General features: G+C 43.4%; 4 protein-coding genes. All 4 read right to left on the reverse strand.

Annotated features, from left to right (window positions below; all coding sequences use genetic code 11):
* Window positions 1-107: 107 nt before the first annotated feature.
* The 4 genes from ABMY35_RS19985 to ABMY35_RS20000 all read right to left on the reverse strand — a co-directional run bounded on the left by ABMY35_RS19985 (window position 108) and on the right by ABMY35_RS20000 (window position 23,697).
* Window positions 108-1,523 (reverse strand): FAD-dependent oxidoreductase, encoded by a 1,416-nt coding sequence (locus tag ABMY35_RS19985; RefSeq protein WP_349287828.1) that lies wholly within the window; start codon window positions 1,521-1,523, stop codon window positions 108-110.
* A gap of 10 nt (window positions 1,524-1,533) precedes the next feature.
* Window positions 1,534-5,991: a glutamate synthase large subunit gene (gene gltB / locus ABMY35_RS19990; protein WP_349287829.1), complete on the reverse strand. Its 4,458-nt coding sequence runs from the start codon at window positions 5,989-5,991 to the stop codon at window positions 1,534-1,536.
* A 503-nt stretch (window positions 5,992-6,494) separates the two neighbouring features.
* The gene (locus tag ABMY35_RS19995) at window positions 6,495-22,514 is read right to left on the reverse strand and encodes a tandem-95 repeat protein (RefSeq protein WP_349287830.1); all 16,020 of its coding nucleotides are present in this window, start codon (window positions 22,512-22,514) and stop codon (window positions 6,495-6,497) included.
* On the reverse strand, window positions 22,501-23,697 hold the full coding sequence (locus ABMY35_RS20000; protein WP_349287831.1) for a TIGR03032 family protein: 1,197 nt from the start codon (window positions 23,695-23,697) through the stop codon (window positions 22,501-22,503). Before ABMY35_RS20000 ends, ABMY35_RS19995 begins: the two co-directional genes overlap by 14 nt.
* Between the last annotated feature and the right edge of the window lie 43 nt (window positions 23,698-23,740).

A 23,740-nucleotide genomic window follows, 5' to 3' on the forward strand; every position in this document is an offset into this window, starting at 1 on the left:
CGATAAGCGATAAGCGATAAGCGATAAGCGATAAGCGATAAGAAAATAACAAAAACCCAGTTTGAAAACTGGGTTTTTTTATGGATAAAGATATTTAATATTGGACTTTAAACTTCTAGATAATCCAAAATGCCTTCGGCAGCATTACGGCCTTCAAAAATAGCTGTTACAACCAAGTCTGAACCTCGAACTGCATCGCCGCCGGCAAAGATCTTAGGGTTACTTGTTTGGTGCGTGTAGGCGCCCTGCTCAGGCGCAACAATGCCACCCCAACGGTTAATTTCAACATCGTATTGTGCTAGCCAATCAAGATTGTGTGGTTTAAAACCAAACGCCATGATCACCGCATCAGCGTCAAGCACATGCTCTGTGCCTGGTACTTCTTCTGCACGTTGACGACCTGCCGCATCGGGTTCGCCTAAGCGGGTTTCGACCATCTTCACACCAACAACTTTGCCTTCGGCATTTAATTCAATGCCTTTTGGTTGAACATTAAACTTAAAGTTTACGCCTTCTTCTCTGGCATTTTTTACTTCACGAACTGAGCCTGGCATATTTGATTCGTCACGGCGATACGCACAGGTAACATGCGCTGCGTTTTGACGGATAGATGTTCGAACACAGTCCATCGCTGTATCACCACCACCTAACACCACAACCTTTTGATTCGCCATGCTGATATAAGGTTGTTGAGCTTCATCGTACCCCATCACTCGGTTTGTATTACCAATCAAGAATGGTAACGCGTCATATACGCCCTCAGCATCTTCGTTCTCAAGGTTACCGCGCATACTTTGATATGTGCCCACGCCGATGAATACTGCATCATATTCAGCAATGATTTCATCAAGACTGATATCTTTGCCAACTTCTGTATTTAACTTAAACTCAACGCCCATCTCAGTGAAAATTTCACGTCGATTTTCCATCACCGATTTTTCAAGCTTGAAAGATGGAATACCAAACGTCAGTAGACCACCAATCTCTGGGTTTCGGTCGAAAACAACCGGTTTAACCCCATTGCGGACTAGAATATCTGCACAGCCTAAACCGGCAGGACCCGCACCGATAATGGCGACTTTCTTGTCCGTCCATACAACATACGACATGTCCGGCTTCCAGCCCTGGGCAAAGGCAGTATCCGTGATGTATTTTTCGATATTACCAATTGTTACCGCACCAAACTCTTCATTGAGCGTGCACGCCCCCTCACACAAACGGTCTTGAGGACACACTCGTCCGCATACCTCTGGTAAGCTGTTGGTGCGATGTGACAGCTCTGCAGCCTCTAAAATACGACCATTTCGGATCAACTTTAGCCACTGTGGAATATAGTTATGCACCGGGCACTTCCATTCACAATATGGGTTACCACAATCTAAACAACGGTCTGACTGAGAATTCACTTGGTTTTGTGAAAATGGCTCATAAATCTCTACAAATGATTGCTTACGTGATGAAATTGGTTTTTTTCTTGGATCAACACGTTGCACATCGATAAATTGGTAAACATTTTCGCTCATACTCTCCCCCTTACTGCGCCTGTACTCTTAATTCAGCGCTACTGCGAGCACGATGACCTAATAGGCTCTTTACATCACTTGAAATTGGTTTAACTAGTTTGAATTTAGGTAAATACAACTCAAATTCAGCTAGGACCTGTTCTGCTCTAGCAGAGCCTGTAAGCTCTAAATGCTCAGCAATTAAACCACGTAAGTGCTCTTGATGTGTATTAAGCTCTGACAGCTCTACAATTTCAACCAACTCTGGATTTATACGCTTTTCGAAGTCAGCTTTTTCATCTAGCACATAGGCAAATCCACCTGTCATGCCAGCACCAAAGTTGATACCTACATTACCTAGTACGCAAACAACGCCGCCAGTCATATATTCACAGCCATTGTCACCTAAGCCTTCAACTACTGCTATGACACCTGAGTTTCTAACCGCAAATCGCTCACCTGCCTTTCCTGCTGCGAACAACTTACCGCCTGTCGCACCGTATAAGCAGGTATTCCCGACAATACTTGCTTGATGTGACTCAAAACTTGAACCAACTGGGGGACGAATTACTAGTTTACCGCCAGCCATGCCCTTACCGACATAATCGTTAGCGTCACCGACTAGAGTCATTTCAAGTCCACCGGCATTCCAAACACCGAATGATTGACCTGCAGTGCCGTGTAGTTCAATTGCCACCGGATCTGCTGCCATGCCTTGGTTGCCATGTAAATTGGCAATGTAACCAGATAGCATCGCGCCTACCGAACGGTCGGTGTTGCAAATACGATTAACCAATGAAATACCTGATTTGCTCTCAATCGCAGCTTGTGCTTTTGATAACAGTAGTTCGTTTAGCTCCCCCTTATAATGAGAGGTATTCGCTGCTGAGCAATATAAAGTCTCATTGGTTGGGTTATTCGGCTTGGCTAACAAGCCTGATAAATCAAGCTTGCTTTGCTTGCTCGTCTTGCCTTCGATCGTTTCTAGTAAATCAGTTCGGCCAATTAAATCGACCAAACGAGTTACCCCAAGTTGCGCCATAATTTCACGGGCTTCTTGGGCAATAAACTTGAAGTAGTTCATCGCCATATCAGGTAAGCCATGATAGTGCTTATGGCGAAGTGTGTCGTCTTGAGTTGCAACACCTGTTGCACAGTTATTTAAGTGACAAATACGTAGATATTTACAACCAAGCGCCACCATAGGACCAGTACCAAAACCGAAGCTTTCTGCACCTAAAATAGCTGCCTTAATAATATCCAACCCTGTTTTAAGGCCGCCATCTGTTTGCAGGCGAATACGATGACGAAGCCCATTTTCAACTAAAGCTTGTTGAGTTTCAGCAAGTCCCAGCTCCCAAGGGCTTCCGGCATATTTAACCGAAGTCAGTGGGCTTGCTCCTGTACCACCGTCATAACCTGCAATCGTAATTAAATCAGCATAAGCTTTGGCAACACCCGTTGCGATTGTGCCGACACCTGGCTCTGATACCAACTTAACCGAGATCATCGCCTCTGGATTAACTTGCTTTAAGTCAAAAATAAGCTGAGCTAAATCCTCAATTGAATAAATATCATGATGTGGTGGTGGCGAAATTAGCGTCACACCCGGTACCGAGTAACGCAATTTAGCAATATAAGGCGTTACCTTTTCACCAGGTAGTTGGCCACCTTCACCAGGTTTTGCCCCCTGTGCAACTTTGATCTGAATAACATCGGCATTTCTTAAATAATGCGGAGTGACACCGAAACGGCCTGATGCAACTTGTTTAATACGAGAATTTTTCTCAGTGCCAAAACGCAGTTTATCTTCACCGCCCTCACCAGAGTTCGAGCAACCACCTAAGCGGTTCATAGCAATAGCCAGCGCTTCATGAGCTTCTGGTGATAATGCACCAATACTCATGGCCGCTGAGTCAAAACGCTTATAAAGCTCTGTTACAGGCTCTACATCATCAAGGCTGACAGGTGATACGTCCGATGTAAGCGCCAATAGATCTCGGATATTTGTAACTGGACGATTGTTAACAAGATCCGCGTATTTTAGGTAATCTTGATATTCACCAGATTTAACCGCAACTTGCAGTGTTTGTACCACATCAGGGTTATAAGCATGATACTCACCACCGTGAACAAACTTTAATAAACCGCCATGTGACAACAGCTTACGCTTACTGAAAGCGAGCCTATGAAGTTGCGCTTGTTCATAGGCAAAATCTTCAAAATCTGCGCCCTTGATACGGTTCGCAACGCCTTTAAAACACATTTCAACAATGTCATCTGATAGGCCAACAGCTTCAAATAGCATAGAGCAACGATATGACGCGACCGTACTGATCCCCATCTTAGACATGATCTTGAATAGACCCTTATTGATGGCATTACGATAAGCCAGCGTCACCTCGCGGTAGGTTTTATCAATCACTTTAGTGTCGCACATGGCAACGAGTGTTTCGTATGTTAGATACGGATAAATCGCCGTCGCACCAAACCCTAATAAAACGGCAAACTGATGTGGATCTCTGGCACTGCCAGTTTCAACTATGATGTTGGCATCACAGCGTAAATTAGTATTTACCAAACGTTTTTGTACTGCGCCCACTGCCATAGCCGCAGGAATTGGCAGCATATCTTTGCTGATATTTCTGTCACTCAACACTAACATAACACACCCTGCGCGTGCTTTTTGTTCAGCTTCGTCACAGACTCGCTCTAGCGCTGATTTTAAAGACTCTGTTTTGTCATAGTTCAGCTGAATTTTACAGGCGCAGTAATGTTCGTCATCGGCATTCACTAACTGCTGCATATCAGAAAATGTGAGTACTGGTGAGGCAAACTGAAGACGCTTGGCATGGCCTGTGGTTTCATTGAAGACGTTTTGCTCACGGCCGATACAGGTCGCTAATGACATTACGTGATTTTCACGAAGTGGGTCAATCGGTGGGTTTGTTACCTGCGCGAATTTTTGACGGAAGTAATCGTACAAAGAGCGATGGCCTTCAGACAAAACAGCAAATGGGGTGTCGTCACCCATTGAACCTGTTGCCTCTTGGCCATTTTGTCCCATAACACGAATAACGTTGTCTAACTCTTCATTGCTGTATCCGAATAGCTTTTGATAAGTCAGCAATAATTCGTCGTCAAAATCGCGTACACCCGCATCCTCTTCTGATAAATCTTCAAAAGGCGTAAGACGTTTTACGTTTTGCTCAAGCCAAGTTTTGTAAGGATGACGTGATTTTAAATCTTGATCGATTTCATCAGACTGCCAAATTTTGCCATGAAGGGTATCGATAACCAGCAATTCACCTGGACCAACACGACCTTTTTCAACCACTTCATCGGCTGTGTAATCCCAGATACCGACTTCAGATGCAAGCGTGATAAACCCATCTTGGGTTATCACGTAACGCGCTGGACGTAGACCATTTCTATCTAGGTTACATGCCGCAAATCGACCATCTGACATAACGATCCCTGCTGGGCCATCCCAGGGCTCCATATGCATAGAGTTAAAATCGTAAAAGGCGCGTAAATCATCGTCCATAGCTCTGTTTTTTTGCCATGCAGGCGGCACGAGCATGCGCATAGCACGGAAAATATCCATACCACCGGCAAGGAATAATTCAAGAATGTTATCTAGGCTTGATGAATCTGAACCTTCTTCATTTACAAATGGCGCGGCCGTTTGTAAATCTGGCAACAATGGTGAAGAAAACTTATAAGCTCGTGCTCTTGCCCACTGACGGTTACCAGCAATGGTATTAATTTCACCATTGTGCGCCAAATATCTAAATGGCTGGGCTAACGGCCAACGCGGCTGCGTGTTCGTAGAAAAGCGTTGGTGAAAAACACAGATAGCACTTTTCATACGCATATCTGCTAAATCTAAATAAAAGTTTGGTAGGTCCACAGGCATCATTAAGCCTTTGTAAACTGTTACCAGACCTGAAAGACTCGAAATATAGAACTGGTCATCTTCAACTAAGCGCTTCTCTATTCGACGTCTTGCGATATACAAGCGACGCTCTAGATCTTTCGGGCGCCAGCCTTCAGGTGCTGATACAAACACCTGTTCAAATTTAGGTAGTTGCTTTAAGGCAATAGGCCCTAGCATGCCTGGTTCAGTTGGCACTTCTCGCCAGCCAACGAGCGTTAACGTTTCTTTTTCTAATTCTTCGTTAATCACTTTTCGGGCTTGAGATGCAAGCGTTTCGTCAGCATTCAAAAACAACATACCGACAGCGTAATTTTTACCTAAGTGCCAACCGTTTTCAGTGGCAATGGCTCTAAAGAAGCTGTCTGGTTTTTGCAGTAATAAACCACAGCCATCACCTGTTTTGCCATCTGATGCAATACCACCACGGTGTTGCATTCGGTCTAACCCTGTAATTGCATTGCGGATCAGTTTATGACTTGCTTGCCCGTTTATCTGAGCAATTAAACCAAAACCACAATTATCTTTTTCTAACTTAGAGTCATATAGCATGCACCCCTCCCCCTGCTACATCTATGGTCGGAAATGAACAAGACGATTGTTCCGACAGATATTCAAAACTAGCTTTGTTTTAAAATGGAGTCAACAAAATTATGAATAGATATTCACTAACTTGAATATTTCTCACTGGTCTGACAAATTCACCAAGAGAAGTAAAAAACATCAAATATGTTAAATTATGACAAACAAAAAACAAATGACACCGGTGACATTTTAAAGAATATTTAATAAAGGTTGTGTTAAGTCACTTAAATCACCACCTTTACGTTTACGTAAACTGAAAATTAACAGAATAAATATTCACAATAAGCAGTATTAATAGATGTTTATAAAGAGGTAAATATTTGCTGGTGAAACTGAATCTAATCGGGCTTTTTATCGCTAATCAATTAAAGAATCATACTTATGAAAATTGTTACTACAGGCTAAATTAATACTGACCATAAAAAAGCCTTACATTAGTAAGGCTTTCTTATTGATTTAACGCTCTGTTGCTAGAAGCGATACGATAATCCGAGCTGAAGATCTGAGACAGACTCAGGCTCTAGATTAAAGTGACTATAATCAAGTTGAACACTAAGAGAGTCTGTTAATGCATAGCTCATCCCAACACTATAATATAAGTCTGTGCCATCCATCTCGCTTTTTATCAGTTGGTTATTTCTCACGCTTTCGACTTTGTACTCCCATTTGTAAGCTCCTAAGAAAGCGCCAATTCGAGCATGACCAAACGTTAAGAAATTATATTTGGCTTGAAGTGCAAAGCCTTCAGAAAAATTTGGTGCTTGTTCAGCGACGCTCTGGTGGACTGAATCCGGCGTTAGAGACTCCCCTTTAAAAGAGACTCTTCCTTGCCCTAAGTCGATATAGCGTAATGAAGTAGACCAATCGGAAGTAAGTTGATAATAGACACCAGCTGACCAACTATTACTGCTGTCGTCAACCATGACTTCTGTGACGCCATCTACGTTTGTCGTTGAGTAATCAGCTTTCGCTTGCCCGACTCCAGCTTCTATCCCCCAATTAGATGCCATCGTTTCAGAGCTAATTAAACAACTAGATGTAATTAACGCAAAGCTTGGTAGTAAGGTCTTCCTTCTTCTCATTAATAAAATTGAAATCATAATGATAACTGCCCCTCCTAGGCTACCTGATGATTTGTTTTCAATCGCAACACTTTGATGGGCTGTGACGGTAACACGCGCTTCACCTTGTGAAAGTGCGCCTTTACTGTCTTTTAAGGTGTACTTGATAACATCAATGCCATTAAAACCAACTTTTGGCACATACGTCAGTGTACCATTGAGATTAACCTGTGCTTCACCATGCTGAGCAGTTGCACTGACAAGCTTTAGCTCATCTCCATCTTTATCTGTGTCATTTGCTAAAACATCTATAGTGATAGTTGCTTTATCATTTGTATTTGCAATATCAAGAGCTGCTGTTGGTGCGCTATTTACTATCAAGTTCACTGTAGCAGTACTATTAGATGTACCGCCTTTGCCATCAGAAATGCTGTACTGAATAATTGCTTGGCCAATTAAGTCATTTGGCGGAGTGTAAACCAACTTATTATCTTCAATCACGACCGAGCCAAAATCTACGCTCGCTCCCGTTATTGTCAGCGTATCATTATCTGCATCACTGTCATTATTCAATACATCAATAATAATCGCTTCACCAGAGCGAATTGTTACTTCATCAGACTGAGCTTGTGGTAAGTTATTGCTAGTTTTAGGTACTGCAATACCACCGGGGTCAACCACAGCTCTGTTAGCAATACCATCATCATCGTTTGGTCCACCGTCAACAATCTGCAATTGCACACACCAGTCACCTTCAGTTAGACCTTCAGTCCATTCATTACTACCAGGAGGAGGACAATAACCCGGTTCACCCGTTGCTGAGAGAATTTGGTTGCCATTGCCGTTGACGAAATCAACCCATTCGCCTCCTTTTAACTTACGATATACTGCATTGAGTGGAATTGGCCTTCTCTGAGGAATTACAATACTGTAAGTATCACCTGCTTGTGGTAACCCCGTAGCAATAAAGTCGAATAAGCCACCAATGTTAAGTGCACTTTCATCAGTAGGCAGTTCATTTTCTAACAATTGCACACCACCAGTGCTATTTTGAGTAACAGTGGCCCCCTTACGTAAACAAACACCAGGCTCACCCTCAACTAAGAATTGACTGGACTCGCCAGCTTGTTCTTGCATCACGTTACAGTCTGTAATCGCATCTTGAAAATCAGGAATACCATCGTTATCACTGTCAGAGTAACCTTCTTGATCATCCGGTATTAAGTCACCATCTGTATCCTGTGATGTTAATGGTAAGAGCCTTTCAATAAGTTCAACATACACATCTGCTGCAGAAGATAGACTAGGTTCTCCATTATCTGTTGCTGACACTGTGAATTGATAAATACCTGCTGACATTTGTTCTGGGTTGAACTCGAATGTATTAGCATCACTACTTAAATTGATTACGTCAGAATCAACTGCAGTCCATTCAATTGTTAAGCTATCATTAGGATTTGTATCTGTTGCGCTTGCAACTAGCTTAATCGGCTGATTGTTTATTTCGGCTAGCAATCGCTGTTCACCATTTTGCGAAACAGTAACAAACAATTCCGGAGCTACATTTTCTTCTACAATCGTCACTGATGTGGATGATTTCGCACCTACGTTCACAGAGTCAGACAGTGTAATTACAAAAGACTCATTACCTTCGCCAAGGGCGTCTTCAAATACCGAAAAGCCAATCATAGCTTCAGTGCCTTGGGCAATCGTTACCTCACCAGAAACTAAATCATGGTCCGATGAATCTGCTTGACCTGAAACATTGAAGGGCACAATAACAGGGTAAACAGGAGAAGGACCATTCAAATGGAGTGTAATCTCATGATTTTGACCTTCAGCAATTTGAGAATCTTTAGACAAAGATACTAATGGGTTTACAAATACATTTTGTGTTGCTATAGACTGCAAACCTTGGCTGTCTGTCGCTTGCCAATATACTAAATGACTTCCTGGCGAAAATAGATTTGTTCCATTAACAAGAGAAACTGCTATAGGATTATTGTTAAAATCTAATGCCGTAGCTGTACCAATATCAACTTTGGTAAATAGCCCAGTTGCATCCACTGTGATATCACTTGGAACAGTAATCACTGGTGCGGAACCTAATACAGAATTTATTACTAATTCAACTTCAGCTTGAGCTGTGCCATTATCACTATCTGATACTACATATGAGAGTGCTATTTGTCCTAATACGTCAGCAGGTGCAACAAAACTAAGCTTACCATCCACAATGCTAACAGTTCCTATTGAAGCCCTAGCCCCTATTATGTTTAGTTGACTATCTTCAATATCTGAATCGTTTGCTAAAACATCCAATAAATAGGTATTAGTGTCAGTTTCATCAAAGCTAAAACTATCTGCATTCGCAACAGGTGAATCATTGACGCTGCTTACTGTAATTGAAACTGTTTGCTCAGCAGTCGTCAACGCACCATCAGATACTCTGTAAGTAAAACGATCGCTACCATTAAAGTTAGCCTCAGGTGTATAAGTGAAACTTGTGCCCTGAACAACCACAGCACCTTGTTGAGACTGATTAACTATAGTCACAGATAAGTTATCACCATCGCTATCGGTAGCGCTGAAGTTTTGCGAAGTTGTCGTATCTTCATCTAATGAGATTGACATAGCATTCGCTATTGGTGCCGCATTAACATAGGCAACATTGATGTTAAATGATGAAAGCGATGCAGTTAACTCGCCATCAGATACTGAGATTACAATATTCTCAAATATGCCAACATCCCCTCTTGATGGTACGCCTGATAACAGACCTGTAGCACTATCAAATTGAGCCCAGTTGGGTTTGTTAGATATGCTAAAACTAAGTGTTTCGCTATCAAGATCTTGTGCATTAGGCGTAAAGCTATAGACAGCATCTTGATTGACTTGCGTTATTGGCGAGCCTAAGATCTCAGGCGCATCGTTGATAGCCGAGACAGTCACAGTGAAAGTTGCAGGCTCAGAATCAAGCTCACCATCATTCGCGACAATCATAAAGTTATCACTGCCGTTAAAGTTCGTGTCTGGCGTATAAGTAACAACTCCACCATTGATCTTAGCAGAACCATTACTCGGCGAACTAGCCATACGATAAATAAAGTCTGTATTGTCCACATCACTGGCTGCCAAATTGATATCTAAGGCACTATCTTCATCTGTGGAAACAGCTTGTCCTATCAGAATAGGCGCGTCATTTACATCAGTAACTGAAATTGAAACTACCACAGGCTCAGAGTCTAACTCACCATCATTTGCGACAAAGTTAAATGAATCTGAACCCGCAAAGTCTTGATTAGGTGTATATAACCACTGTGTCGATGACTGCTGAACTAAATTGCCACTGGTAACATCATCAGTAATACGATACGTCAGTGCACTGTTTTCTGTATCAGTCGCACTCAGTGTAATGGTTAAACTGGTATCTTCTGATACTGTCAATGACTGTGTTTCAGCAACAGGCGCATCATTGATTGCATCTACTTGTAGATCCACAGTCGCAATATTCGATTTTGCACCAGCAAAATCTTTTACACTGTAGGTAAATGCATCATCACCAAAATAATTCTCGTTGGCGATGTAAACAATTGATCCTGTTGAAGTGATCGTGGCTTGACCAAATTGTGGGCCAGATTCAATTACGACTGATGACGGGTCTATACCATCATCTACATCGGAATCATTGCCAAGTACATTCACTTCAAACTGACCATCTTCTTGCAGCTGAACTGTGTTGTCTACTGCAACAGGTGCATCATTGACAGGTGTTAATGTCACCGTTACTGTGGCAGGCTCAGATGTCAGACCATCAGTATCAGTTAGGGTGTAAGTGAAGCTGAACTCACCGTTTTCATCTTGCTTAGGCGCAATATTAAGTGACCCATCCGCATTGATAGTGACAACGGCTTTGGCATAATCCCCAGTGCCGTTGCCTTGGTCTTCTAACGATACATTTGCACCATTAAACTCACTTTGTTCTACATCACTATCGTTTGCTAGGATATCCAGAGTGACAGCCACATCTTCATTAGTTGTAACATTGTCATCCTGAGCAACAGGCCTGTCATTGACTGCACCGATGTTAATGGTCACTGTCGCTTGCTCAGATACCAGCCCTTCACTATCTGCAACGGTATAGTTGAAACTATCTACACCATTTTCATTGTTATTAAGTGAATAAGTGAAAGTGCCAGCTTGCTGATCAAAGCTTACTTGACCTTTACTAGGTTGCGAAATCGCAACTAACTCGCCACTAGGGGTCCCATCTTCAATGTCTGAGGTGCTTTCTCTAATAGCAAAAGCTGTGGCCGCAGCGTCCTCATCAAGGTTAATAGTAAAGTTGTTAGCAATTGGCTTATCGTTCACCGCAGCAATAGAAATTGTTACTGTCGACGTATTCGACTCATTCCCTTCTGCATCGGACACTGTGTAGGTGAAAGTATCTGTACCATTGGCATCCTTATTAGGCGTATAGGTTGCCACTCCGTTATTAACAGAGACTGAGCCTAGTTTCGGTTGAGTTACAATACTCGTAGAAGACGCAACCATATCACCTTCAGCATCCGAATCATTACTCAATAAATTAATGCTCACAACGGTGTCTTCATTCGTTGAAGCATTGTCATCTTGTGTAATTGGCGCATCTGCCACAGGTGTTATTGTCAAAGTAACGGTATAAGTTGCGGATGTGGCATTCGCGCTGTCGACTACTTGATAAGTGAAACTGTCAGCGTAATCTTCTCCACCATTATGCTGATAAGAGAAGCTTCCATCGGTATTTAAACTAAGCTGTCCATAAAGTGACTGAGCTACAAGTGAAACTTGTAAGCTATCACCGTGAATTAAATCATCATCGGTGGCCAAACTTAATAGACCTGACTGGGCATCAACACTCAGCAGTGCAGCTTCATCTAAAGTAAAGCTGTATGCGCTACCTACTGGCGAATCATTGACGTTATTAACTGTTAAATCAAACGCGCTTAATTCAACTGCGACTGTTCCATCCGATACCGCAATCACAACATTGTTTGTTATGCCCACTTCATCGTTTGTTGGTGTACCTGACAAGGTACCTGTTGAAGTATTAAAACTTGCCCAGCTAGGCTTATTAATGATTGAGAATGTCAGGTTATCTCCTACGTCAACATCGCTGGCCGTTGGAGTAAAGCTATACGCCGAATCTTCATCTATAGAGGTTGCAGGTGTACCCGATATGCTTGGTGCATCATTGGTATTATTCACCGTAATAGAGAATGCATCGAGTGCTGTGCTGGTTGTACCATCTGAAACACTGATCACGATATTGGCAAAACTACCCACACCATCATTCGTTGGCGTACCTGACAACGACCCCGTTGAAGTGTCAAAACTTGCCCAACTCGGTTGATTACTGATAGAGAATGTTAGGATATCGCCAACGTCAACATCGCTTGCAGTCGGTGTAAAGCTGTATGCTGAATCCTCATCAACAGAAGCTGCTGGGCTGCCCGAAATAACCGGTGCATCATTAGTGTTGTTTACTGTCAAACTAAACGACGGAAGCTCAACTGATAAGGTCCCATCAGATACAGCGATAATAATATCTGAAAAACTTCCTACATCATCATTCGTTGGTGTACCTGACAAGGTGCCTGTTGAAGTATCGAAGCTTGCCCAGCTAGGTTTATTAGTAATTGAGAATGTCAGGTTATCGCCTACGTCAACGTCGCTGGCCATTGGAATAAAGCTATACGCCGAATCTTCATCTATAGAGGTTGCAGGCGTACCCGAAATGCTTGGCGCATCATTGGTATTATTCACCGTAATAGTAAATGCATCGAGTGCAGTGCTGGTTGTGCCATCTGAAACACTGATTATGACATTGGCAAAACTACCAACATCATCATTCGTTGGTGAACCTGACAAGGTGCCCGTCGAAGTATCAAAACTTGCCCAACTCGGTTTATTGCTGATAGCGAATGTGAGGTTATCGCCTACATCCACATCGCTTGCAGTCGGTGTAAAGCTGTATGCTGAATCTTCATCGACAGAAGCTACTGGGCTACCCGAAATAACCGGTGCATCATTGGTGTTTATCACTGTGATGCTAAACGAAGACAATGCAGAGATTTCAGAGCCATCGCTTACTGAGATCTGAATATCACTGTAGACTCCAACGAAGCTGTTCGTCGGAGTACCACTTAATTGCCCCGTTGTGCTGTCAAAATTAGCCCAGCTAGGCTTATTGGCAATAGAAAATGTTAGGTTGTCACCATCAACATCATTGGCTGATGGTGTGAAGTCAAAAGTAGTATCTTCATCGACCGTGCTGCTTGGCGAACCGGAAATAGTCGGTGCATCATTCACACTGTCAATGGTAATGCTCACAGTTACTTCGTCTGAATCTAACTCTGTATCATTAGCAACAAAAGTAAAACTATCTGAACCATTGAAATCTGTGTTACCTCTATAAGTGACGACATTACCAACTAATGAAGCTGAGCCACTTACTGGCGCACTCACGATTCTATAAGTTAGCTCACTATTTTCAGAATCGGTCGCAGAAAGTGTAATGGTGATATCAGTATCTTCATCTCCTGAAACACTTTGCGCTGAAGCAACTGGTTTATCATTTACTGCATTGACAGTAATGCCAACAGTAGCCTCAGATGAATCATCAGTACCATCATTGGCAATAAAGGTGAAGCTATCCGCACCATTAAAGTCTGCATTTGGTGTATACAACCAAGTTGTTTCAGTTTGCTGTACCAATGTACCGCTTGTCACATTAGTAGCAATCGAGAACGATAAATCGTCATTTTCTTCATCGGTTGCTGCAAGCGTAATAATCAATGATCCATCTTCATCTAAATCAACTGACTGAGCTGTGGCAACCGGTGCATCATTGACAGAGTTAATAGTCATAGTAACTGTGGCTTCATTCGAAACAGCACCTGCTGCATCCGCTACCGTATAGGTAAATGTGTCATTACCATAGTAATTTGCATTCGCCGTGTAAGTAATTGAACCATCAGCATTAACGACCGTTTGACCATTTTGTGCTGCTGTCACTACTTTCACACTACTTAAGTCGAAGCTGTCGTTTGCATCTACGTCAGTATCATTACCTAAAACGTTAACTTCATAAGAACCATCTTCTTGGATCTCAGCAGTGTTATCTAAAGCAACTGGCGCGTCATTTAAGGCGGTTAAAGTAACCGTAACTGTTGCTGTTTCAGATGCTAAGCCTTTGCTATCTGTCAACGTATAAGTAAAGCTAAAGCTGCCATTTTCATCTTGTTTCGGAGCAATATTAAGTGTGCCGTCGGTGTTAATCGAGACAGTCGCTTTAGAATACTCTCCAGCACCATTTCCTTGATCTTCTAAAGAAACATTCGCACCGTTAAAGCCTGCATCTTCAACATCTGAGTCATTTGCAAGAATATTCAGAGTGACTGACACATCTTCGTCGGTGGTAACGGAATCATCACCAACAACAGGTCTATCATTCACAGCACCAATATTAACGGTCACGGTCGCTGTGTTTGAGACTAAATCGTCACTATCTTTAATGGTGTAAGTGAAAGTATCTTGTCCTACTTCGTTGGCATTTGGAGTGTATATAAATGTCCCTGCATTTTGGTCAAACGTCACAGCCCCTTTTGCAGGGTTAGTAACTAGAGCAAGCTCACCCGTAGGATTTGTATCTTCAACATCTGAGGCAATGTCTTTTAAGCTGGTTGCTTGAGATGCTGTGTCTTCATCAATAGCTATAGTTGTATTGGCAGCTACTGGCGCGTCATTAACCGCATTAATCGTTAAAGTGACTGTCGCCGCAGAAGAGGTATTACCTTGTGCATCTTTCACTGTATAAGTGAAACTATCTTGACCATTTACATTCTCATTCGGCGTGTACGTTGCCACACCATTTGCGATAGATACTGAGCCTTTAGTCGGTTGAGTCACTATCGCCGCAGACGAAGCGACCATATCACCTTCAGGATCCGAGTCATTATCAAGTAAGTTAATATTTACGGCAGTGTCTTCATCTGTTTGTGCTGTGTCATTGACCACTGTTGGCGCATCTGCCACAGGTGTGATTGTTAAAGTAACAGTATAAGTCGCAGAAGTTTCATTACTGCTATCAACTACTTGGTAAGTGAAACTATCGGCGTGATTTTCACTGTCATCATGCTGATAGCTGAAGCTTCCGTCTGTATTAAGGGTTAACTGACCAAATTGCGGCTGTGCAACCGCCGATACTGTTAACGTATCCCCGCTGTCAGTGTCATCATCACTCGCAAGCGTTAATAAACCTTCATTCTGCGCTTTAGTCAGTAACCCGCCTTCATTCAGACTAAAGCTCATATTTTGTCCAACAGGCGCATCATTGGTGTTATTTACGGTGATATCAAAAGAAGTCAGACTCGCTGAATCAGTGCCATCACTTACCGTAATTACAATGCCTGTATATGCGTCAACATGCGTATCAGTTGGTGTACCAGATAACTTACCCGTTTGAGTATCAAACGCAGCCCAGATAGGTTTGTTCACAATGCTATAAGTGTGCGTATCACTTGTATCTGGATCGGTAAGTGTTGGTGTAAAGCTGTATTCAGCATCTTCATTCACTGATGCTGCTGGTAAGCCTGTCAGTTGCGGCGCGACATTATATCGTTTCGTCACTGTATCAGTGACCGCTTCTGCGTTATTGCCAGCGGTATCACTTACAATGACAGATAAAGTCAATGTGCCTTCATTCAAGCTAGAGACGTTAACCCCTGTGACAGACGCCGTAGCCGAAGTAATAGAACCTGAGCCGTTTACACTGCTAGTACCATCAGTAATGGTATAAGTAAATGAACCTGAACTTTCTAAGCCATTCAGACTAAAACTAAGTGCGGCTTCATTTTCTCGGTTAATTTCACTTTGATCAATACTGACAGTATGACCCGCTGGTACTTGGGTATCGACATCAATGATTATTTGAGCCGCAGCTGTGTTGTTATTCCCTGCTGCATCGGTAAATACGCCAGCATGAATATCTAATGTGGCATTGGCGTCATAATTTTCAGACGGTGTAAAGGTGACTGAATACTGAGTAGCTGAAGTTGCAGTGAAGTTACTTACACTTCCACCTACGGCAGTAATATCTTGAGAAGCAAAATTGCTACTAGATTCACTTAAGGAAATATTTATGGTTGCCGTTTCTGTCGATTTTAAGGATGTCGCAGAAGCAGTAAACTTTGTCACTGATGGACTTGCTTTGTCTAACATACTACTTGCAGTGATAGCCGATGCCGCATTGCCCGCCGTATCTGTGAGTGTCACAGACAGCGTTAAATCACCATCATTTAAACCCGATAAATTAAGATTGCTGATGGTATCTGTAGCTGTGCTGATCGTGCCCGTGCCGGTAACAGCCGTACCACCGCCACTACTTGAAATGGTGTAACTATAAGCTGCCCCCACTTCTGCGCCGCTAAAGCTAAACGATGCCGCTGTTTTCTCGGCGTCACCATACAAGCTATCTCCAAAAGACACACTGTGGCCACTTGGTGCTTGGGTATCGACAGTGATAGCCAGTTGAGTCGCGGCTGTGTTGGTATTGCCTGCCGCATCGGTGAAGGTATCGCCTGCAATGTCTAATGTGGCATTGGTTTGTGAGTTTGCTGTTGGCGTGAATAGCACACTATACACAGTGCTACTGGTCGCCGCAAAGTTGCTCAAGGTCCCGCCAGTTGCCGCAATATCGTCCACAGTAAAGTCTGTGCTGGCTTCACTTAAAGTGATATTAATCGTTGACGTTTCACCCGACTTTAAGCTGTTGTCCACGGCACTGAATGAAGTCACCGTCGGTTTGGTTGCATCTAGGCTCGCAGTATCTGTGACCGCCGTCGCTGCATTGCCCGCAGCATCTAATAATGACACAGAAAGCGTGAGCGTACCGTCATTCAAACCGCTGATGTCGGACAGGTTTACCGTCTGTGAGGCACTGGTCACATTGCCGTTACCTGTGACTGACGTGCCACCATTACTGCTAGTAAGCGTGTACGTATACGACGCACCGACTTCAGCACTGCTAAAGCTAAAGTTCACTGCGTTGGTTTCACTACTGTTATAAACAGTGTCATTCAATGCCACACTATGACCGCTTGGCGCCGCAGTATCAAGGCCACTGGTAGCAGTCACAGCAGAAGCCGCATTGCCTACTGTATCTGTTAACACTACTGACAAGATCAGTGTACCGTCATTCAGCGCACTTAAATCAATATTCGATATAGTTTGACCCGCAGAGGTCACCGTGCCTGTGCCGGTAACAGCCGTGCTACCATTACTGCTAGATATAGTATAGCTGTAAGTGCTGCCCACTTCTGCTCCGGTAAAGCTAAAGGACGCAGCAGTTTTTTCATCATTTGAGTAGAGCGGATCGTCAAATGCCACACTGTGGCCGCTTGGGGCTACCGTATCAATACTCACCGCAAGAGTACTTAATGCTGATGTCACGTTACCGGCTGCATCAGAAGCCTGTGCACTTACTGTGTGCGAGCCCACTTGCATAGTAGAGGCTGTAATACTCCAAACACCACCCGACACAGTTGTTGTACCAATAGAACCATCTAGATTAGATGACAGTGAAATGGTGTCACCATTCGTGCCCGTTCCTGAAAATGTTGGCGTAGTGTCATTGGTGAAATTATCTGTATTCGATGAGCCACTGTCACTTGATGCCGCTAAGTCTGGTGCACTTGGTGCGTTAGGCGCATTCGTATCTATGGTAATTATAAGAGCTGAAGACGAGACACTTTCGTTGTTGCTTGCATCCGTAGCCTTCGCCGTAATGGCATGTGTTGCTGCCGACAACGCACTCACTGTAATTGACCAACTTCCGTCTGTTGCCGTAGCAGAGCCAATCACAGTGTTGCCTGATAAGTCACTGAAAAGACGAATGGTACTGCCTGACTCTGCTGTTCCGCTAAATGTTGGTGTTGTATCAGTTGTTAAATTGTCAGAGGAAGACGCTCCCGTGTCAGAGCTTGAAATCAAATCTGGCGTGCTTGGCGCATCTGGCGCTACGTCATCTGATACTGTAATGGTGAACGCTTTTTGGAAGCTGGTTGTACCATCATGAGTTTGCACACATACAATATAGGTACCTGCGGCAATTGCCGCTTGAGTTTGTAAATTAGAACCACTGATTTGTAAACTCGCGTTGCCAGTACTTGCACTACAAGTCCCAGTTACACTCGCCCCACTGTTAACCAAGGTATATGCATGGCTATTTGAGGCGTCAACATCGATAGTAGTTAACGCCCCTACAGTTACAGCACTGCCCGTCACTGACTGATTGATACTGTTTGCACTTAGGGCTATGTCTGTAGGTGCATCATTTTGAGCAGTAATATTCACCACTGCTTGGTTTGTCCCTGAGCTATTCGCAGTACCATCATTAAACGTATAGTCTAAGGTCACACTGCTGACAGGATCGTCTGAAGAATTTGAGTACGCAATGGATTGCAATACCTCATCTACAATCGCAGAAGTTGCACTGCTATTAAAGGTTAAAACCAGTGTGCCATTACTGTTTGTAGTAACGGTACCCACTGATGTGCCATTGTAAGTAAAGGCATTTCCTTGAACGAGCGCCCCTAATAAGTTTAGGTTACTAAATACATCATTTGTATTTGCTCCGCCACTTCGAGCAATGGTGATTGACGCGCCATTATAATTACCGTTACCTGAATTCAGTGCATCCAACTCAGTATCAGTAACCGTCATGTCATTATCGATAGCAACAGCAGAGCCATTTTCAGTAAAGGTAGATAACCCGTTCAGCGAACTAAAAGTAGGTGTATCATTTGCGGCAACAAAGGTAATCACCGTGTCCGCGCCACTGTCAGCTACGGTAAAGTCTAAACTTGCACCCGGTGAATTACTTAAACTAAGCGCAATCTCTGTTGTGGCAAAATCTGTTGCATCTGTATCAATTTGTAAAGTGCCATTACCGTTAAATCTAACATTACTGGTTGTTAAGCCTGTAGACCCTGTCACTGTGATCATATCACCTATAGCAAGATCAAAAATGGTATCGCCATTTAAATCGCTGGCACTACCGATAAAGTTATCATTACCACCGTTACCTGTTATAGAGTCTGTGCCCGAACCAGGTCTTAGCGTATCGGCACTGTCACCACCTGTTAAAGTGTCATTACCCGTTAAATCTGTTGCAGAAATTACCAAACTCTCACCCGCTAATGCAGATGCGTCAATGGTGACCCCAGCATTAATCGCTGAGCCCGATGAGTTACTTACTGTAACTGTCCCGCCATCAGAAGAAAAATTATCAGTAATGATCACCGAAGTGATGCTGTTGGAACCTAGCGAGATATTTTCAATACTTGAGACACTGGTCGAACTAAAGTCAAACGCGTCACCGCTGACCAAATTTAATGTTTCAGTACCCGCAGCACCGTTTATTGCTGTTGAAAAGTCGCTGACATTTTGAGCATTAATCGTTACTGTTGCGCCACTTGCCAATGACAGTGTGCTCACATTATTAAAAGTTGCTCCTGTTGTATTTGCACCATCACTGACAGACACAATATCGGCAGCAGTCGATTGACCCGTTAACGAACCCAAAAAGGTTTGTCCTGCAACATTAAAGGTAATTGCATCGGTCGCCGATGCCGCTGTAACACTTGTTGTTGCGCCTACATTTATCGTACGTGTATTACTAGAGTCATCACCTACCGTATAATTTTCTATGCCTGAGCGCGTTGTTATATCGCCATCACCTGAAATCACGATGGTTTCTGTACCATCAGCGGTGATTGAGCCACTAAAGCTCTCATTTTGCGCGGCGGTCATGGTCACCGACGCGCCAGTTGCCAAAGCAAGATTGCTGATATTTGAAATGGTCGCGCCACTAATATCTGCACTATTAGATAAGCTCAAGGTGTCAGCAGAAGTATTTTCCCCTGTAAGCGTCCCTGTAAATGCTAACGTACCGACATTGAAAGTGATTGCATCATTGGCACTGATAGCGGTTACCGAGTGATCAGCAGCAGATACTGTTACCGTACGCGTATTCGTGCTGTCATCGTCAATGTTATAATTTTCGATGCCAGCAAGCGTGGACAAATTGCCATCACCAGATACTGAGATAGTCTCTGTGCCAGCTGCCGTAATCGTACCCGAAAACAGAGACAATTGTGCAGCACCAAACGTCACAGATGCGTCACTTAATAAAGTGAGGTTTTCAAAACCTGACACCGTTGCACCTGCTATACTGCCGCCATTTCCGACACTAAGCGTATCTGTGCCACTGCCGCCTGCCAATGTACCTGTCGCACTAAGTGTTCCCACATTGACCGTATCGTTGTTAGCACTCCCTGTGAGATTTTGCCCAGTGCTGCCCAATGTAAACGTATTTGAGGTAGATAAAACATAGCTCTCTATTGCTGAATTACCTGTTAATCCATCGCTTGCCGCAGAGATAGTAATGGTCTCTGAGCCCGGTGCCGTCATTGAGCTAAAGCTATCATGCTGGGCTTCAGTCATGGCCACCGAAGCCCCCGAGTTCAACTCCAATACTTCGGTATTTGATATAGTCGCACCTGCGATATTTGCCCCCGTTGCAAGTCGCAGTGTATCTCCTGTACCACCACCAGCATTGAGCGTACCGGTAGGCGTAAATGCAGCGACATTGATGACATCATTTGAGCCACTACCAGTCACATTTTGCGATGCACTACCTAAAGTAAAGGTAAAGGCATCGCTAAGCACATAAGTCCCTACCCCAGCATTACCTGTTAATGCGCCGTCGCCATCCGCATTGGAGAGTGTAAATTGATGAGTGCTGTCACCATTAATGGTAGCAAACGCATCATGCTGAGTTTCTTTTAAACTAATCAAAGCACTTGAAGACGGTGACAAGGTCTCAAAGTTAATCAAAGACGTTAAATTACTGATGTCGACACCATTAGCAATAATCAGCGTATCCGTACCATCGCCGCCATCCGCTGTAGACCCTGAAGCATGGGAGGTTTGGGCTATAGTGAGAGTTTCATCTTCCCCACTAAATGAAATGGCAGGATTTAAATTAGCACCGGTTGTGGTATCGAACGATGCACCTGATGATGAAGTAGAAGTGACATTCGCGACACTTACCGTTGCGGTGCGTGATACGCTGTCATCAGTACCATCGTTGACGACGACCGTTACATTTCTAGCAGTTGTATCAGGCGTTGACGACGTATTGTTATAAGTTATGGCGTCTAAAAATGTTTGCACTTGGGCAAGTGTTGCAGTCGCACCTGTAATCGAAATGGTATCTTGCAGGGTGATATCTGAGCTGCCCGAAACTCCATTTAGAGCATTTTGCGCTGCGCCCGAAACATTTAGTCCTTCCAAAGTTCCATCTTGGTCGTTTGTCAGAGATACCGTAATTGTTTTAATGGTATCTGATTCAGCATCAGAGACGCTGGCACTGTTAGTGATAGCCACAGCTCCACCGCCCTCACTGAATGATGACGACCTGTTGTTACCAGCAACAATTGTATCTAAATCTATAACAGGTGCCGTATTTGCAGCCGTTATTGTTGCGCCCACTTTAAAAGTATAACTACTTTCATCTGGGTCATTACTGGAAATCGTCACTGTCGCTTCAGGTGAGCCAACCGTGGTCGGGTCTAGCTGAACAACAAATGTCGTGCTAGTTATCCCATTTAAAGAACTTGAGCAAGGCTGGCTGGATATTGAAAAGTCACTGGAGCCAGAAATACTAACCGATGAAGCGCCACTCAAAGTTAGCGTAGAGGATGCAATGATATTTTCTATGGTAAAGGTGCGGGTAAAATTACTGGCCCCAGTTTGATGTGTGCCAAAATCAGTATGATCTGCGGCACTTGGGGTGGTGTCCCCAGAGGTGATTGAGCTACCGTTACCTTTTACATTAATATCAGCTGATGCCGCCGCAGTACAGTTATCAGTGTCTGGGTACCATACTCCGCCGGATTGTGCACAACTGGCTTCACTTCCGAAAGCTTGAGTGCAACTATATGAGCTAGGCCAAGATGCTATTCTGCAAGATGCTGCAAGCTCTTTGTTTAAGTTCACCTCGCCACTGACTTGCATTAATTCCTTGCCGTCACTTTCCAGTAAACCTTGTTCTTGCAAAAAGGTCAAAGTGGCGTGCTTTTTATAATCATCTTTTGCTGCTGATACTTTTTGGGTTGTGAAGTCTAAGGCGGTTGTCACTCGATTATTTTGCTCAACAGCTGAATCTTTAAAATAGTGCGAAGACGCAAGTGTCAAAGACGTAAGCTCTGTGTTTTCATAGCTTTTAACAGTCGACAATTCATGATATTGAATGCTCGGGCTTGCATTTAACAAAGACGGGATCATGGCACCAATAATAGTTGCCGTCATATCAGATTTTTTCATTGACTAGTTCCTTTGAGAATTCAAACAAATGTGCTGAAACTGCATCGTCTGCACTCATTAACTCAGGGTAGGTAGACTCAGGAAGAACAGCGATATCGTAAAGCTGCTCTACGTCACCACTAAATATAATGTTTGAGATTATCTCGCCGTTATGTTTATTTAAAACCCAAATACCGCACTGTGTTTCGTCAGGCTGTATTTGCTCAGCTAAGGGGTATTTTTGCACTGCATCAGATCGGCGTATTCTACTAGTGCCCACAATAATCAAATCCCCAAACACAATGAGTCCTCTGGTAAATCCAGGTAAAGTACAGATCACATGTTTTGTATTTTCTAGTGGGTCAAAGCGTATAATTTGTCCCCTACCTGAATCGCATAAATATACTGCTCCATCGTGGCACTTTGGTGAGTGCGGTGCGCAAAGACCTGTTAAAAGGAACTCGTTGGTTTTTACATCAATCAGTGTCCCATTTAACTCTTCTCGCCATGAGTCCTTCTTATCAGTCATATTAAAAGTGGTCACATACCTAGGAGCACCATTTAACATTGCCATGCCATTTAAATGACATTTATCATCGGGCGTCAATTCACTTATAAAAGGCGGCTTCCAACGGGCCTTAAAGCCATACTCTGGTGACAGGGTCGCCAAACACGAGAAGCTTGTATTAACAACCCATAACCCTTCATCTCCCCAAGCAATATCATGGGTATTTATCATGCCAGTAGATAATGAAGCTCGCTCTGTATAAAGCACGTCACTTTGTTTAATAGCAGCTATTTGCTCTTTCCTCATGGTCAAAAAAGCGTCGTTGTCTCTTTCTTTATCTTGGAGTTTTTTAGACATTGCAGTGAGGTCATCCAAACTGCCTTGCTGAACACTTTCATAAGATTGAGGGCTAGCTTTAAAATCTAAAACTCGATACGCAGTGCTAATTGTTAGCCTATCCTTACTAACTGTGACTCCCATCGGACGTATGAACTTTTTTACTCCGCAGTTTAATTTGCCATCTTTGCTGCGTATTAACATGACAGAATGTGAATGGTAACTAGTCACCACCAAAGAAACCCCAAGGGCTTTTAGCAGCTTTGGAAAGTTTTCACTGTACTCACTTGAAAAGTCGACGCGCACTGGCTCTTTGTTTTCTGATACATCAGCTAAGTCTAATTTTTGATACCCTTGCAAGTCTTTACTCCTTGATAAATGCAAATTGAATCTAAAAGTGTCT

The sequence above is a fragment of the Pseudoalteromonas sp. BZB3 genome (genome assembly GCF_040104455.1).
GTDB lineage: Bacteria > Pseudomonadota > Gammaproteobacteria > Enterobacterales > Alteromonadaceae > Pseudoalteromonas.

Coding starts and splice junctions, on each gene's coding strand:
- ABMY35_RS19995 (WP_349287830.1), bottom strand. CDS start 22,514: ATGAAAAAATCTGATATGACGGCAACTATTATTGGTGCCATGATCCCG.
- ABMY35_RS19985 (WP_349287828.1), bottom strand. CDS start 1,523: ATGAGCGAAAATGTTTACCAATTTATCGATGTGCAACGTGTTGATCCA.
- gltB (WP_349287829.1), bottom strand. CDS start 5,991: ATGCTATATGACTCTAAGTTAGAAAAAGATAATTGTGGTTTTGGTTTA.